A 15,659-nucleotide genomic window follows, 5' to 3' on the forward strand; every position below is an offset into this window, starting at 1 on the left:
CTTCGCCGCGATCGAATATCCGGTACGGGCGGGAGAGCGATCGATGGCCGATGAATGGTTCGATGTCGTGGTGGTGGGTGCCGGTCTGTCGGGCATCGGCATGGCGCGGCATTTGAAGGTCGAGTGTCCCGACCTAAGCTTTGCGGTGCTGGAAGCGCGGGCGCGGCTGGGCGGCACCTGGGATCTCTTCCGCTATCCGGGCGTCCGGTCGGATTCGGACATGTACACGCTCGGCTACAGCTTCCGCCCGTGGACCGGGGAGAAGGCGATCGCCGATGGCGGGTCGATCCTCTCCTACCTCCACGACACTGCGCGAGAGAGCGGGATCGAGGGACATATCCGCACTGGTACGCGCGTCGTCGCCGCGGACTGGTCGGGCGCGGACGCCGCCTGGACGCTGACAGTGGATCAGGGCGGCGAGCGGCGGACGATCGGCTGTCGCTTCGTCGTGATGTGCACCGGCTATTACAATTACGAGCGCGGCCATACGCCGGCGTTCGAGGGTGCGGAGACATTCGCCGGACGGATCATGCATCCGCAATTCTGGCCCGAGGACCTCGATGTCGCGGGAAAGCGCGTCGCGGTGATCGGCAGCGGTGCGACCGCGATGACATTGGTTCCCGCACTCGCTGACCGCGGGGCAACGGTGGCGATGGTGCAGCGGTCGCCGACCTATGTCGTCGCGCGCCCGGCAACCGACCGGTTCGCCAACGGCCTTCGCCGCGTCATCGGCGCGCGAAGGGCGACGAATACGATCCGCTGGCGCAACGCGCTGATCGGCCAGTTCTTCTTCGAGCGGATGCGCAAGCATCCCAAGGCTGCAGCCGAGCGGCTGATCGGCTGGGTCCGCGATCATCTCGGCCCCGATTACGACGTCGCGACCCACTTCACGCCGCGTTACGACCCGTGGGACCAGCGCCTGTGCCTCGTCCCCGACGGCGACCTGTTCGAGGCGATCAAGGCGGGCCGGGCCGAGGTCGTGACCGGCGCGATCGAGCGGTTCGAGCCCGGCGGCATCGCCATGGCGGACGGGACGAAGGTGCCCGCCGACATCATCGTCACCGCCACCGGCCTCGAACTCAAGCTGATGGACGACATGCCCGTCACCGTCGACGGCGCGCCGGTCGAGTTCGCAAAGACGCTGAATTACAAGGGCATGATGTTCAGCGACGTGCCGAACCTGGCCTATACTTTCGGCTATACCAATGCGTCTTGGACACTGAAGGCGGATCTGACCGCCGCCTATGTCTGCCGGCTGCTCAAGACGATGCAGGCGCGGGGGGTGCGGTCGGCCACCCCGCGGGTGGGTGAGGGGGAGGCGGGGGACGAGGCGTTCCTAGACTTCACCTCGAGCTATGTTCAGCGCGCGATCGACAAGTTTCCCAAACAGGGGCGGCGCGCGCCGTGGCGGCTGCACCAGAACTACCTCAAGGACCTGATGGCGCTGCGGTTCGGGCGGGTCGATGATGCGATGGAATTTTCGCATGCCGAGGCCAAGGGCAAACGCGCCGCCTGACAATCACGATAAAATGCCGCATTGCGGAACCGCGTTCGGGGGCGAAACATTCCCCGGTGCGGGAGGCATTTTTGACCGACACCACCACCCTGTTGCCCGTGCCGCCGCGCGACCTGCTCGCCGGGGCCAGCCTGTTCCTCGATTTCGACGGCACGCTCGTCGAGCTTCAGGACCGGCCCGACCTCGTCCACCCGGACGCCGACCTCATCCGCCTGCTCGCGCGGGTGGGCCATGCGCTCGACGGCCGGCTGGCGATCGTGACCGGCCGCGCGAGCGAGCGGATCGTCGAAATGTTCGGCGGCATCCCCTTCGTCATCAGCGGCAGCCACGGGGTCGAGTTCCGCTATCCGGGCGGTCGCACGTCGGGTCCCGACCTGCCGCCCGGCCTGCCGCAGGTGATCGACCGGATGCGCACCTTCGCCGCCGGGCATGAGGGGGTGCTGGTCGAGACCAAGCCCTACGGCGCCGGCCTGCATTATCGGATGGCGCCGCGCGTCGAGGCCGAGGCACAGGCGCTTGCCAAGGACCTCGCGGTCGCACACGGCCTTACCGTCCAGCCCGGCAAGATGATGGTCGAGCTCCGCGCCGCCGCCGGCGACAAGGGCGCGGCGATCGAGCGGCTGATGGGGGAAGCGCCGTTCGCGGGCAGCCGCCCCGTCTTCCTCGGCGATGACGTGACCGACGAGGACGGGTTCCGCGCGGTCGCCGGTCTTGGCGGCGCAGGCATCCTGATCGGGGCCGAGCGCGACACCGCCGCTCGCTATCGACTGGACGGCGTCGAGGCCGTCCGCACCTGGCTCTCGCGCGCAGTGGAGGCATATCTGTGAACCCGACCCTCGATCTCTGGCCGATCGGCAATTGCCAGGTATCGGCGCTGATCGACACCTCGGCGCGCTTCATCTGGGGCTGCGTGCCGCGGGTCGACGGCGACCCGGTCTTCTCCGCGCTGCTGGGCGGCGCCGATGCGGGGGACGAGGATACTGCCGGACTCTGGGCGATCGACCTTCAGGACGTCGACCGGACCGAGCAGCATTATCGTCGCAACACGCCGATCCTGGTCAGCCGCATCACCGACGTGAACGGCAGCGCGATCGAGGTGATCGATTTCTGCCCGCGGTTCGAGCGGCTGGGGCGGATGTATCGCCCCGTCGCCTATGTCCGCATCGTCCGCCCCGTCGCGGGGTCCCCACGCATCCGCATGCGGCTGCGCCCGACGCGAAGCTGGGGCGAGACCGCGGTCGACCGCACCTCCGGCTCCAACCATATCCGCTTCCTCCTCGAGGGGATGCAGCTTCGCCTGACGACCAACGCGCCCGTCGGCCAGTTGATGGACGAGCGATCGTTCCGCGTCGAACGCCCGCTCTATTTCTTCATGGGGCCGGACGAGAGCTTCGGCGGCGACATCGCCACCGCGGTCGAGGAGATGCTGACCTATACCGAGCAGCATTGGCAGCACTGGTCGCGCGGCCTCGCCACCCCGCTCGAATGGCAGGACGTGGTGATCCGCGCGGCGATCTCGTTGAAGCTGTGCCAGCATGAGGAAACGGGCGCGATCGTCGCGGCGCTGACGACGTCGGTCCCCGAACATGCCGGATCGGAGCGGAACTGGGACTATCGCTACTGCTGGATCCGCGACGCCTATTACACCGTCCAGGCGCTCAATCGCGTCGGCGCGCTCGACGTGCTGGAGGGGTATCTCGGCTATCTGCGCAACATCGTCGACGATGCCAAGGGCGGGGCGATCCAGCCGCTCTATGGCGTGCTGGGCGAGAAGAGCCTGCCTGAGGTGTTCGCCCCCAACCTCGCCGGCTATCGCGGCATGGGGCCGGTGCGCGTCGGCAACCAGGCGGCCGAGCAGATCCAGCACGACGCCTATGGCCAGATCGTCCTGTCGAACGTGCAGGCGTTCTTCGACGAGCGCCTGTTCCGCATGGCCGGGGTCGAGGATTTTGAGGCGCTGGAGCGCGTCGGCGAGCGAGCGTGGGAACTCTATGACAAGCCCGATGCGGGCCTGTGGGAGCTGCGCACGCGCCAGTCGGTCCACACCTATTCGGCGGCGATGTGCTGGGCGGCGTGCGACCGACTGGGCAACGCGGCCAACCGGCTCGGCCTGCCCGACCGCGCCAAGTTCTGGAACGATCGCGCGGCGGTCATGCGCGACCGGATCGAGAGCGCGGCGTGGCGCGAGGAGACGCAGCGACTGTCGGCGACCTTCTCGGGCGACGACTTGGACGCCAGCCTGATCCAGCTCCTCGACCTTCGCTTCCTGTCGCCCGACGATCCGCGGTTCCGCGGGACCCTCGACGCGGTCGAACAAGGGTTAAGGCGCGGCAGCCACATGCTGCGCTACGATACCGAGGATGATTTCGGCTTGCCCGAGACGGCGTTCAACGTCTGCACCTTCTGGCTCATCGAGGCGCTGCACTTCACCGGGCGCGACGCCGATGCGCGCGAATTGTTCGAGGAGATGCTGTCGCGCCGCACCGCCTCGGGCCTTCTTTCCGAGGACATCGACCCCCAGACGGGCGAGCTTTGGGGCAATTACCCGCAGACCTATTCGCTGGTCGGCATGATCAACTGCGCCGTCCTGCTCAGCAAACCATGGAGCTCGATCCGTTGAGTCGCCTCATCATCATCTCCAATCGCGTGTCGGCACCCACGGATTCGCATTCCGGGGCGCAGGGCGGGCTGGCGGTGGCACTGTCGGCGGCGCTTCGTGAATACAAGGGCATCTGGTTCGGCTGGTCGGGGGAGACGGTCGACCAGTTCACCGGGCACATCAACTTCCAGCGCGCCGGCGGGGTGACGACCGCGACGGTCGATCTGGAGGAGCAGGACGTCGAGGAATATTATAACGGCTACGCGAACCGGACGCTGTGGCCGCTGTTCCATTATCGCATCGACCTCGCCGAATATGAGCGCGACTTCGCCGGCGGGTACAGCCGGGTCAACGACCGCTTCGCCGCCACCGTCCGCCCGCTGATCGAGCCGGACGACGCGATCTGGATCCAGGATTACCATATGTTCCCGCTGGGCAGCGCGCTGCGCGAGCGGGGGTGCCAGAACCGGATCGGCTTCTTCCTCCACATCCCGTGGCCGCCGCGCCGGCTGCTGGCGGTGCTGCCAGAGGCGGCGGCGCTGGTCGGCCACCTGTTCGCCTATGACGTGATCGGTTTTCACACGCAGGAATGGCTCGACAGTTTCTGCGACTATGCGATCGACGAGATGGGTGCGGTGCTAGACGGCGATCAACTCCGCCTCGGCGATCGCAGCGTACAGGTGATGGCGAACCCGATCGGCATCGACGCGAAGGAGTTTGCCGAGGCGTCGCGGACGCCCACCGCCCGGCTCGCCTATCGCCGGATGCGCGACAGTGCGGTCGGCCGCGACCTGATCGTCGGGGTCGACCGGCTCGACTATTCAAAGGGACTGGAGGAGCGCTTCCTCGGCTACGAACGCTTCCTCCAGGAGCATCCCGAGGAGCGCAAGGAGGTGTTCCTGCTTCAGATCGCGCCGCCGTCACGCGGGGCGGTGGGTAGCTATCAGAAGATCCGTGCGACGCTGGAGGGACTGTCGGGGCGGATCAACGGCGCCTATGCCGACACCGACTGGGTGCCGATCCGCTACGTCAATCAGGGCTATCCGCGCGAGCAGCTGGCCGGCATCTATCGCGCGGCGAAGATCGGGTTGGTGACGCCCCTGCGCGACGGCATGAACCTGGTCGCCAAGGAATATGTCGCGGCACAGGACCCGGAGGACCCCGGCGTCCTCATCCTCTCGCGCTTCGCGGGGGCGGCGGCGCAGATGGGGGTCGGCGCGATCCTCATCAATCCGTACAGCGCCGAGGAGATCAGCGACGCCATCATCGCCGCGCTCAAGATGCCGCGGTTCGAGCGGGTCGAACGCTGGCGCGCGATGATGGACAATGTCGAGGCCGAGGACGTGGTGTGGTGGCGCAAGCGCTTCACCGATGCGCTGATCGGCGAGCCAGCGACACGCCAGCCCGCCGATTAACACTCAGGGGATCAGCCGGTCCGCGCGCAGCCGCTCGAACAGCGCGAAGAATGCCTCGTCGGTCGGCTGATAGTCGAGGAAGCCGAGCTTGCGGCTCTTCGACATATCGGTGACGACCTCGATTGGGCGGCCGAGATCGGCATCGGTGTGCCAGGGGGAGGCGAGGCGGTCGAGATCGGGTTCTGCCAGCCCCTCGCGCTCGGCGATCGCGCGCCAGGTGTCCGCCATCCCGCGCATCTGATCCTCCAGCGGGCGAACGGTGCCGTCGAAGGGGGCGGCCTCGATCCCGAACCAGTCGGCGATGCGGCCCCACATCCATTGCCAGCGAAACACGTCGCCATTGACGATGTTGAACGCCTGATCGTGCGCGGCGGGCGTCTCCGCCGCCCAGACGAGCTGCCGTGCGAGCTGCCCGGCATCGGTCATGTCGGTCAGCCCCTCCCACTGCGCGGCCGATCCCGGGAACACGAAGGGGCGACCGAGCTCGCGGCAGAGCGTGGCATAGACGGCGAGGGTTGTGCCCATGTTCATGGCATTGCCCACCGCCTTGCCGATCACAGTGTGCGGGCGATGCACGCTCCAGGTGAAGCCGTCGCGCGCGGCAGCGGCGAACACCTCGTCCTCCTGCGCGTAATAGAAATTGTCGACGTCGAGCCGGCCCTGTTCCTCGCGGAACGGCGTCTGCGGTAGCGCGCCTTTGCCATAGGCCTCGAACGGGCCGAGATAGTGCTTAAGCCCCGTCACCAGCGCGACGTGGCGCGGGCCGGTCGCGGGCGGCAGCGCGTCCAGCAGGTTGCGGACCATCGCGGCGTTGACGCGGATATTCTCCGCCTCGCTATCCTGCCGCAGCCAGGTGGTGATGAAGACGGCATCGGGCGCGATACCTGCCAGCGCCGCGCGGGTGCCGTCCGCTTTCAGCAGGTCCGCGGCGACCGGCGATACGCCAGCCTGCTCGACCGGACGGCGGGCGAGGCCGTGCACCTGCCACCCGCGTTCTGCCAGCAAGCCCGCAACCGCGCTGCCGACGATCCCGCTTGCGCCCACCACCAATGCCGTCTTCGTCATCAATCATCCCGATCCGCTGATCGCCGAACACCGGCGAGCTTGGGTCGGATAACGATGAAGCGGCGGCTGCTATCCCTCAACCCGCGACGGGCAGGCGCACTTTTCCGTCGTCCCCGCGCTCCAGCGGGCCGTACGCCACCACCGCGTCGAGCGGCAGCGCGGCATAGAGATGCGGGAACAGCGCGCCGCCGCGGCTCTCCTCCCACTTCACCGCGTCGCCGAGCGCATCCAGATCGACGGCGGCGACGTGGAGGTCGCTTTGCCCGGCGAAATGCTTGTCCACCGTTTCGGTCAGCTGGTCGGCAGTCGACAGGTGGACATAGCCGTCGGCCACATCCACCGGCGCGCCGGCGAACGAACCCTCGGCCTCCAGCGCCGTCATCTGATCGGCGGTCAGCACCTTGTAGGCGAGGGTGGGGACGTCACTCGCCATCGTCGTCTTCCTCGACGCGCTCGCTGATCGTGTCGGGGCCGGTGCCGTCGTCGAGCTGGATCGACTTGTCCGCCTCGACCTCGGCGATTTCCTGAAGCTCCTCGGCCACCGCCGCCTCGGCCGGGTTCTCGGGCTCAGGCTCCTCGTCGATGCGGGCGACGCCGACGACATGCTCGTTGTCGGCGACGTTGAAGAGGCGCACGCCCGCCGATCCGCGGCCGATGACGCGGAGCGACGCGAGCGGCATGCGGATCATCTTGGCCTGATCGGTGACGAGCATCAGCTGGTCGGCGGTCGAAGCGGGGAAGCTCGCGACGACGGGGCCGTTGCGACGGATATTGTCGATGTTGGTGATGCCCTGACCACCGCGCCCGGTGCGGCGATACTCGTATGCCGAGGACAGCTTGCCGTACCCGTTGGCGCAGACGGTGAGGATGAACTGCTCAGCCTCCGCCAGCTCGGCGAGCCGCTCGGGATTGGCGGGCTCGCCTTCGCGCTCCGGCTTCCACGGGGCGAAGCGCAGATAGTCCTCGCGCTCTTCCTGGCTCGCGCCCGAACGATGCAGCACGGACAGCGAGATGACGTTGTCGCCATCAGCCAGCCGCATGCCGCGCACGCCGGTCGAATTGCGGCTCTGGAACTCGCGCACGTCCTCGCTCTGAAAGCGGATCGCCTTGCCCAGCCGGGTGGCCAAGAGCACGTCGTCGCCCTCTTCGAGCAGCGCGACGCCGATCAGGCGGTCGTCGGCATCCTCATCCTCAAACTTCATCGCGATCTTGCCGGCGGTGGGCACGTTGGCGAAGGCGTCCATCGAGTTGCGGCGGACATTACCCTTGGCGGTCGCGAACATCACGTGGAGCTTGCCCCACTCAGCTTCGTCCTCGGGCAGGGGCAGCACGGTCGAGATCGTCTCGTCCTTCGCCAGCGGCAGCAGGTTGACCATCGGCCGCCCCCGCGTTGCCGGGCCCCCTTCGGGCAGGCGCCAGACCTTCATGCGGTAGACGCGGCCGAGCGTGGAGAAGAACAAAACCGGCGTGTGCGTCGAGGTCACGAAAAGGTTGGTGACCGCGTCCTCATCCTTGGTCGCCATCCCCGCGCGGCCCTTGCCGCCGCGCGCCTGGGCGCGGAAGGCGTCGAGCGGGGTGCGCTTGATATAGCCCTGCATGGTCACGGTGACGACCATGTCCTCGCGCTCGATCAGGTCCTCGTCCTCGATCCCGTCGGCCGCCGCCGCGATCTCGGTCCGGCGCGGGGTGGCGAAGGCGTCGCGTACCTCGACCAGTTCGCCGCGCATCACCTCGTAGAGCTTGACGCGGTTGCCGAGGATCTCGAGCAGCTCGGCGATCGACGCGGCGAGCTCGGCCAGTTCCCCGCCGATCTCGTCGCGGCCGAGTGCGGTCAGGCGGTGGAGGCGCAGGTCGAGGATCGCGCGGACTTGAAGATCGGACAGGCGATAGGTGTCGCCCTCGACTTCCTCGTCCATCGCCTCGACCAGGCGGATATACTGGATGATCTCGCCGATCGGCCATTCGCGCATCAGGAGCGCGTGACGCGCCGCCGCCGGGCTTTCCGACCCGCGGATGATCTTCACCACCTCGTCGAGGTTGGTGACCGCGATGACGAGGCCGAGCAAGATGTGCGCGCGGTCGCGGGCCTTGGCCAGCTCGTACTTCGAGCGGCGGGTGATGACCTCCTCGCGGAACTTGACGAAGCTCTCGATGATGTCGCGCAGGTTGAGGAGTTCGGGGCGCCCGCCGCGGATCGCGAGCATGTTGGCGGCGAAGCTCGACTGGGCGGGGGTGTGGCGCCACAGCTGGTTGAGCACGACCTCGGGCGTCGCGTCGCGCTTCAGGTCGATGACGATCCGCACGCCCTCTCGGTTCGATTCGTCACGGATGTCGCTGACGCCCTCGATCCGCTTGTCCTTCGCGGCCTCGGCGATCTTTTCGACCAGCGCGTTCTTGCCCTGCTGGAAGGGGATTTCGGTCAGCACGATCGAGCGCCGCTCGCCGCGCTGCTCGAAGGCGTGGCGCGAGCGCAGGATGATCGAGCCGCGGCCGGTGCCGTGGGCGCTGCGGATGCCCGAGCGGCCGAGGATGATCGCGCCGGTCGGGAAGTCGGGACCGGGAACGATCTCCATCAACTCGTCCGCCGTCACCGCGCCCTGGCTGTCGACATAGGCGAGGCAGGCGTTGACGACTTCGCCGAGGTTGTGCGGCGGCACGTTGGTCGCCATGCCGACGGCGATACCACCCGCGCCGTTGACGAGCAGGTTGGGGAACCGCGCGGGCAGGACGGTCGGCTCATGCTCCGACCCGTCGTAATTGGGCTGGAAGTCGACGGTATCCTTGTCGAGGTCGGCCAGCAGCTCGCCAGCGACCTTGTTCAGCCGCGCTTCGGTATAACGCATCGCGGCCGGCGGATCGGGGTCCATCGAGCCGAAATTGCCCTGGCCGTCGATCAGCGGCACGCGCATCGACCAGTCTTGCGTCATGCGCGCAAGGGCGTCGTAGATCGCGGTGTCGCCGTGCGGGTGATACTTACCGATCACGTCACCGACGATGCGCGCCGACTTGCGATAGGGCTTGTTGTAGGTGAAGCCGCTCTCGCTTGCCGAGAACAGGATGCGGCGATGTACGGGCTTCAGCCCGTCGCGCACGTCGGGCAGCGCGCGCGATACGATGACCGACATGGCATAGTCGAGATAGCTCGACTTCATCTCGTCGACGATCGAGATGGGGGAAATGTCCGAAGGGTCGGCGAGCAACGTCTCGTCGGTCAAGGCAGGCTTTCGCTTTCGTGTGGGTGGTTGCGTACGGTCCTAGACCCGTACGACGCCCCGAACAAGCCTCGCGCGCCCGCGTGCGCGGGGGAGGGGCTTAGGTGGAGCGCAGGCTGTCGTGATCTTCCTGAACCCCGGCCTCCGAGCCGGGGTCCCGCTTCTTCTGCCTGCCTCGCGACGAAGAAAGGAGCGGGACCCCGGATCAAGTCCGGGGTGACGATGGGGTTGGGTGCGCGTGTCAGATCAGAACGGCACTTCCGAGCCGTCCCACGCGAAGACCTTGCCGCTGTCGTGCGGCTTCAGCCCTTCGAGCACGTCGAGGAGCTGCATCGCCGCGCGGTCGGGGGCGAAGAGGCTGCCCGGCGCGACATTGCCCTGGAACGGCTTGGAGAGGCCGGTGTCGACGGTGCCGGGATGCAGGCCGACGACGATCGTCCGTTCGTATTTCCGCCGCGCCTCGATCGCGATGTTGCGCAGCATCATGTTGAGCGCGGCCTTCGACGCGCGATAGCCGTGCCAGCCGCCCAGCGCATTGTCGCCGATCGAGCCGACCCGTGCCGACAGTGCGGCGAAGGTCGGCGTCCCGGTCTTGGGGAACAGCGGCACGAAATGCTTGGCGACCAGCGCCGGGCCGATCGCATTGATGGCATAGACGCGCGCCAGCCAGTCGGCGTCGAGTTCCTTCAACGCCTTTTCCGGCCCGCGCTCGCCATCGTGGAGGATGCCGGTGGCGACGATGACGAGGCTCGGCGCCGGCCCCTGCGCCACCTTTTCGGCGGCGGTAGCGATGCTCGCCTCTTCGGTCAGGTCGAGACCGTCCTTGCGCGAAAAGCGCCAGACGCGCTCGTGATTGCCCTCTTCCTCGATCGCGTCGGCAAGCGCGCCGCCGATACCGCCCGAGGCGCCGATGATGACTGCACTACCCATGGTCCGGCGCTAGGCGGCGTGTTCCGCACGGTCAATTCCGGCCTTAGGGATAGGGTGCGTTCAATGTGCGTTCAGTGGCCGGGTGCCACCGGCGGACGCGAACGCGCGCCCGCTTGTCTGGCGGCGCTCGGGCATTTAGGGGCATCGGACCCCGAGAGGAGATTTCTGAAGATGTCGATCGTGTCCAAGGCCGCGCTGACCGCGATGCTGGCGCTCGGCGGTGTCGCCGTCGCGACCGCGGCGCCGGCGGCCCCCGTCCAGAAGCAGAAGAAGGGCAAGGAGGGTGAAGCCCCCGCGCTCAAGGTGGGCGAAGAGTTCCGCAAGGCGGCGATGGCTGCGCAGACCGCGCTGCAGGCGAACGATCTCGCCACGGCCGAGACACAGCTCGCCGCTGCCGAGGCGCAGATCAAGAACGACGATGAGAAGTATTTCGCCGCACAGCTTCGCCTGCCGCTGTCGGCGCGTCAGAAGAACAATGCCGGCATGAAGACCGCGATTGACACGCTGATCGCCGACCCGCGTACCGCCGACAAGGCCAAGCTCGCCTTCGTCCGCGGCGACATCGCTCGCCAGGAAAAGGACTATCAGGGCGCGCTGCGCTACTTCCAGCAGGCGCAGCAGCTCGGCTATAGCGATACCGAGAATCTGACGCTCAGCATGGCGCAGACCCAGTTCGACCTGAAGAACACCCAGGGCGGCATCGCCGAGCTCGAAAAGGCGGTCCAGGCCAAGAAGGCGGCGAACCAGCCGGTGCCCGACGCCTGGTACGATCTGGCCGTCGCCAAGCTTTATGCAGCCAAGGATTCGGCCGGCGTCAGCAAGTGGCTGCGCATGCAGCTCAACGATTATCCGAACGCCAAGAACTGGCGCCGCTCGCTGCTCGTCTATCGCGACAGCGCGCAGCTCGACAATCAGGGCAAGCTCGACCTGTTCCGCTTGATGCGCGTGACCAAGGTGCTCGCCGACCAGAACGACTATGCCGAATATGGCGACATCGCTTACCGCGTCGGCCTGCCGTTCGAGACCAAGTCGGCGATCGAGGAAGGGCGTGCGCAGGGCAAGATCCAGCCCACCGGCCTTGCCCAGCTGCTGAACGACGCGAACACCGCGATCAAGACCGAGGGTTCGCTCGCGGCGCTCGAGCCCAAGGCGAAGTCCGCGCCGAACGGCAAGGCGGCGGCGCAGCTCGCCGACGCGTATCTGGGTAGCGCGAACTACGCCAAGGCGGTCGAGTTCTACAAGCTCGGCCTGCAAAAGGGCGGCGTCGATACCGAGACCGTGAACCTGCGTCTAGGCAACGCGCTGGTCGGTGCGGGCAATCGCGCCGAGGCGGCGACTGCGTTCGACGCGGTCAAGACCGCGCCCAAGGCCGAAATCGCGACCTTCTGGAAGCAGTGGCTCGCGGCCAATGGCGGCGGGGCCGCGCCCGCCAACTGATCGGTCTCGACCGATGAGATGAAGGGGCCGGGGGGTGACTCCCGGCCCCTTTTTGGTGCCTTGCCGCTGGAAAGCTGATGTAATAGTCAGACTAAAAGCGGAGAGGCGATATGATCGGATCAGGTAGGCACGGCGCATCGCGCCGTGAGTTCATGGCCAGTGCGGGCGCCGGCGCCGTGATGCTCGCCAGCGCCAATGCGGCGGCGGCGTCAGCCGGGCCCGTGCCAGCCTCCGCAGCGGTGCCGCCGATGCTCGCGGCGTTCGACATGGCTGATGTCGATCTGCACGACGGCCCGTTCCTCCACGCCCAACGGATGACCGAGGCCTATCTCCTCCGCCTCGATCCCGACCGGATGCTCCACAATTTCCGCGTCAATGCCGGGCTGAAGCCGCGCGCACCAGTCTATGGCGGGTGGGAGTCGGAGGCGATGTGGGCGGACATCAACTGCCACGGTCACACGCTCGGCCACTATCTCTCGGCCTGCGCGCTGGCGTTCCGCAGCACGCGCGACCGGCGCTATGCGCAGCGGATCGAGCATATCGCGGGCGAGCTTGCGGCGTGCCAGGCGGCGGCAGGGAGCGGCCTCGTTACCGCGTTTCCCGACGGCCCCGCGCTGCTGGCGCGGCATCTGGCGGGGCAGCCGATCACCGGGGTGCCGTGGTACACGCTGCACAAGATCTATGCGGGCCTGCGGGATGCGGCGCTGCTGGCGGACAGCGCCGCGTCGCGCGCCGTGCTGATCCGGCTGGCCGACTGGGGCGTCGCCGCCTGCCGGTCGCTGTCAGATGCCGCGTTCGAGGCGATGCTCGATGTCGAGCATGGCGGGATGAACGAGGTCTATGCCGACCTGTTCGCTATGACCGGCAATCCCGCCTATCGCGACCTGTCGCGCCGCTTCTCGCACAAGGCGATCCTCGACCCGCTGGCGAAAGGGCGCGATCACCTCGATGGCTTACACGCCAATACGCAGGTGCCGAAGATTACCGGCTTCCACCGCGTCTACGAAACGACCGGCGATGCGAAGTACCGCGATGCCGCGCGCTTCTTCTGGCGGACGGTCGCGCGTACCCGATCCTTCGCGACGGGCGGGCATGGCGACGGCGAGCATTTCTTCGCACCCGTCGATACCGCCGCGCACGTCTTCTCGCCCAAGGCGTCGGAGACGTGCTGCCAGCACAACATGCTGCGCCTGACGCGCGCGATGTTCCTCGACGAGCCGCAGGCCGAGTACGGTGATTATTACGAGCGGACGCTCTACAACGGCATCCTCGCCTCGCAGGACCCCGACAGCGGCATGGCGACCTACTTTCAGGGCGCGAAGCCGGGGTACATGAAGCTTTATCACACCCCCGAGCACAGCTTCTGGTGCTGCACCGGCACGGGGATGGAGAACCACGTCAAATATCGCGATTCGATCTACTTCAAGGGCGACCGCGCGCTGTACGTGAATCTGTTCATCCCCTCCGCGGTTCGCTGGGCGGAGGCGGGGGCGACGCTGACGCAGGTCACGCGATTTCCCGACGAGGCGGCGACCCGGCTGTGCTGGTCGATGAAGGCGCCGCGGACGCTGACGCTGGCGCTGCGCCATCCGGGCTGGAGCCGCACGGCGGTGGTTCGCGTCAACGGGGCGGCGGCGATGCGGTCGGATGCGCCGGGCCGTTATCTGGAAGTCGCGCGCGAGTGGCGCGACGGGGACGAGGTGACGCTCGAGCTCTCCATGGAAGCGGGGTTCGAGCCGATCCCGGCGGCGCCCGATGTCGTTGCCTTCACCTATGGCCCGCTGGTGCTGGCCGGGGCGCTCGGGCGACAGGGGTTGAAGCCCGGCGACGATATCGTCGTCAACGAGCGCAAGTTCGGTGAGTATAACGACGCGCCCGTCGCGGTGCCACGATTGGCGGGCGATCCGGCGGTGCTGGCGCGCAGCATCCGCCCGGCAGGGGCGCCGCTCACCTTCACGATTGCGGCGGCGGGCGGGGAGGCGGTGCGGCTGGTCCCCTATCACCGCATCGCGCACGAGCGATATGCGACGTACTGGAAACTGGGCCGGGCCTGAAAAGAAGCGGGGCCCCGGGCCAAGCCCGGGGTGAGGATTCCCACCCCGCACGTCACCCCGGCCTCCGAGCCGGGATCCCGCTTCTTCCTTCTTCCACCCGACGAAACCCCGCCGTACACAGCCGACGTGCCGCTCACCCTCTCCGCCGACGAATGGGAAGTCGTTCGCCTGTCGCTGCTGGTCGGCGGGGTGGCGATCGCCGCGACGCTGCCGATCGCGTTCGGGCTGGCCTACCTCCTAGCGCGGGGGCGCTTCCCCGGTCGCGTGCTGCTCGACGGCATCGTCCATCTGCCGCTCGTCCTGCCGCCGGTCGTCACCGGCTGGCTCCTGCTGATCGCGTTCGCTCCCGCGGGTGTGCTGGGCGGTCCGCTGGAGCGCTGGTTCGGGGCAAGCGTGCTGTTCCGCTGGACCGGCGCGGCGATCGCGGCGGGGGTGATGGCGCTTCCCCTGATGGTGCGCGCGATGCGGTTGTCGATCGAGGCGGTGGACCGGCGCGTGGAGGGCGCGGCGCGGACGCTGGGAGCAGGGCGGCTCGACGCCTTCCTGACCGTGACGCTGCCGCTCAGCCTGCCCGGCGTGCTGGCGGGCGCGGTCCTCGGCTTCGCGCGCGCGCTTGGCGAGTTCGGGGCGACGATCACCTTCGTCTCGAACGTGCCGGGAGAGACGCGGACGCTGCCGATCGCGATTTATTCCGCGCTCCAGATTCCCGGCGGTGATGCGCAGGTCTGGCGGCTGGCGGCGATCTCGGTCGCGCTGTCGCTGGCGGCTTTGGTCGCGTCCGAAGCGCTGACCCGGCGGCGGGGTGGCCATGGCCTTTGACCTGTCGCTGGTAAAGCGCCGCGGCGAGACGCTGGTCGCCGCGCATGTCGAGGGCGGTGAGGGGGTGACGGTGCTGTTCGGCCCCTCCGGTGCGGGCAAGACCAGCGTGCTCGACATGGTGGCGGGACTGCTGCGCCCCGACGAGGGGCATGTCCGCGTCGGCAGCGAGACACTGTTCGACAGTGCCACGGGCATCGATCTGCCGCCCGAGCGGCGGCGGGCGGGCTATGTCTTCCAGGACGGGCGGCTGTTTCCGCATATGAGCGTTGCGGCGAACCTGCGCTACGGCGAGCGGCGCGCGCCCGTTGAAGCGCGCTGGATCGAGTTCGGCGCGGTCGTCGAGTTGCTTGGCATCGGCCACCTGCTCGCCCGCCGCCCGCGCACCTTGTCGGGCGGCGAGGCGCGGCGGGTGGCGATCGGCCGCGCGTTGCTGTCGGGGCCGCGCTTCCTCCTCCTCGACGAGCCGACCAGCTTCCTCGACCGCGCGCGGCGCGAGGAAGTGGCGCGTGCGGTGGAGGATGTGCGCGACCGGCTGAAGCTGCCGATTCTCCTGGTGACGCACGATCAGGACGAAGCGTCTCGCTTGGGCAATCGGATCGTCAAAATGTAACC

The 15,659-nt window shown here is 67.9% G+C and carries 12 protein-coding genes; 8 read left to right on the top strand and 4 right to left on the bottom strand.

From position 1 onward, the window contains the following. The first annotated feature begins 43 nt into the window (after positions 1 to 43). The 4 genes from FHR19_RS15465 to FHR19_RS15480 all read left to right on the top strand — a co-directional run bounded on the left by FHR19_RS15465 (position 44) and on the right by FHR19_RS15480 (position 5,530). Positions 44 to 1,516 (top strand): flavin-containing monooxygenase, encoded by a 1,473-nt coding sequence (locus FHR19_RS15465; RefSeq protein ID WP_184030491.1) that lies wholly within the window; start codon positions 44 to 46, stop codon positions 1,514 to 1,516. A gap of 71 nt (positions 1,517 to 1,587) precedes the next feature. Next, a complete protein-coding gene (otsB, locus tag FHR19_RS15470; protein ID WP_184030321.1) occupies positions 1,588 to 2,343 on the top strand; it encodes a trehalose-phosphatase in 756 nt (251 codons plus the stop codon). Further along, positions 2,340 to 4,136: a glycoside hydrolase family 15 protein gene (locus tag FHR19_RS15475; protein WP_184030324.1), complete on the top strand. Its 1,797-nt coding sequence runs from the start codon at positions 2,340 to 2,342 to the stop codon at positions 4,134 to 4,136. The genes otsB and FHR19_RS15475 overlap by 4 nt, the downstream gene beginning before the upstream one ends. Beyond that, the gene (locus tag FHR19_RS15480) at positions 4,133 to 5,530 is read left to right on the top strand and encodes an alpha,alpha-trehalose-phosphate synthase (UDP-forming) (RefSeq protein ID WP_246359572.1); all 1,398 of its coding nucleotides are present in this window, start codon (positions 4,133 to 4,135) and stop codon (positions 5,528 to 5,530) included. The genes FHR19_RS15475 and FHR19_RS15480 overlap by 4 nt, the downstream gene beginning before the upstream one ends. Before the next feature lie 3 nt (positions 5,531 to 5,533). Here the strand turns inward: FHR19_RS15480 and FHR19_RS15485 are convergent, their stop codons facing one another. The 4 genes from FHR19_RS15485 to FHR19_RS15500 form a co-directional block, all read right to left on the bottom strand. Then, positions 5,534 to 6,595: an SDR family oxidoreductase gene (locus tag FHR19_RS15485; RefSeq protein WP_184030329.1), complete on the bottom strand. Its 1,062-nt coding sequence runs from the start codon at positions 6,593 to 6,595 to the stop codon at positions 5,534 to 5,536. A gap of 76 nt (positions 6,596 to 6,671) precedes the next feature. Further along, positions 6,672 to 7,028 carry a DUF952 domain-containing protein gene (locus tag FHR19_RS15490; RefSeq protein WP_184030331.1) on the bottom strand — a complete coding sequence of 119 codons (357 nt, stop codon included), beginning with the start codon at positions 7,026 to 7,028 and terminating at the stop codon, positions 6,672 to 6,674. Beyond that, complete coding sequence (gene gyrA, locus FHR19_RS15495) at positions 7,018 to 9,810, bottom strand: DNA gyrase subunit A (RefSeq protein ID WP_184030333.1); 2,793 nt, start codon at positions 9,808 to 9,810, stop codon at positions 7,018 to 7,020. Before gyrA ends, FHR19_RS15490 begins: the two co-directional genes overlap by 11 nt. Positions 9,811 to 10,053: 243 nt before the next feature. Continuing rightward, positions 10,054 to 10,737, bottom strand: coding sequence for an SDR family NAD(P)-dependent oxidoreductase (locus FHR19_RS15500; protein WP_184030335.1), 684 nt, complete (start codon positions 10,735 to 10,737; stop codon positions 10,054 to 10,056). Positions 10,738 to 10,908: 171 nt separating this feature from the next. Between FHR19_RS15500 and FHR19_RS15505 the strand changes: the two genes are divergently transcribed. The 4 genes from FHR19_RS15505 to FHR19_RS15520 all read left to right on the top strand — a co-directional run bounded on the left by FHR19_RS15505 (position 10,909) and on the right by FHR19_RS15520 (position 15,657). Next, on the top strand, positions 10,909 to 12,174 hold the full coding sequence (locus tag FHR19_RS15505) for a YfgM family protein (RefSeq protein ID WP_184030337.1): 1,266 nt from the start codon (positions 10,909 to 10,911) through the stop codon (positions 12,172 to 12,174). 152 nt (positions 12,175 to 12,326) lie between these two features. Beyond that, a complete protein-coding gene (locus tag FHR19_RS15510) occupies positions 12,327 to 14,228 on the top strand; it encodes a glycoside hydrolase family 127 protein (RefSeq protein WP_246359573.1) in 1,902 nt (633 codons plus the stop codon). Between the two features lie 126 nt (positions 14,229 to 14,354). Continuing rightward, positions 14,355 to 15,047, top strand: a complete 693-nt coding sequence (gene modB, locus FHR19_RS15515) for a molybdate ABC transporter permease subunit (RefSeq protein ID WP_184030342.1) — start codon at positions 14,355 to 14,357, stop codon at positions 15,045 to 15,047. Further along, on the top strand, positions 15,037 to 15,657 hold the full coding sequence (locus tag FHR19_RS15520; protein ID WP_184030344.1) for an ATP-binding cassette domain-containing protein: 621 nt from the start codon (positions 15,037 to 15,039) through the stop codon (positions 15,655 to 15,657). The genes modB and FHR19_RS15520 overlap by 11 nt, the downstream gene beginning before the upstream one ends. Positions 15,658 to 15,659 lie beyond the last annotated feature (2 nt).

The organism is Sphingomonas yantingensis, assembly GCF_014199325.1.
GTDB lineage: Bacteria > Pseudomonadota > Alphaproteobacteria > Sphingomonadales > Sphingomonadaceae > Sphingomonas > Sphingomonas yantingensis.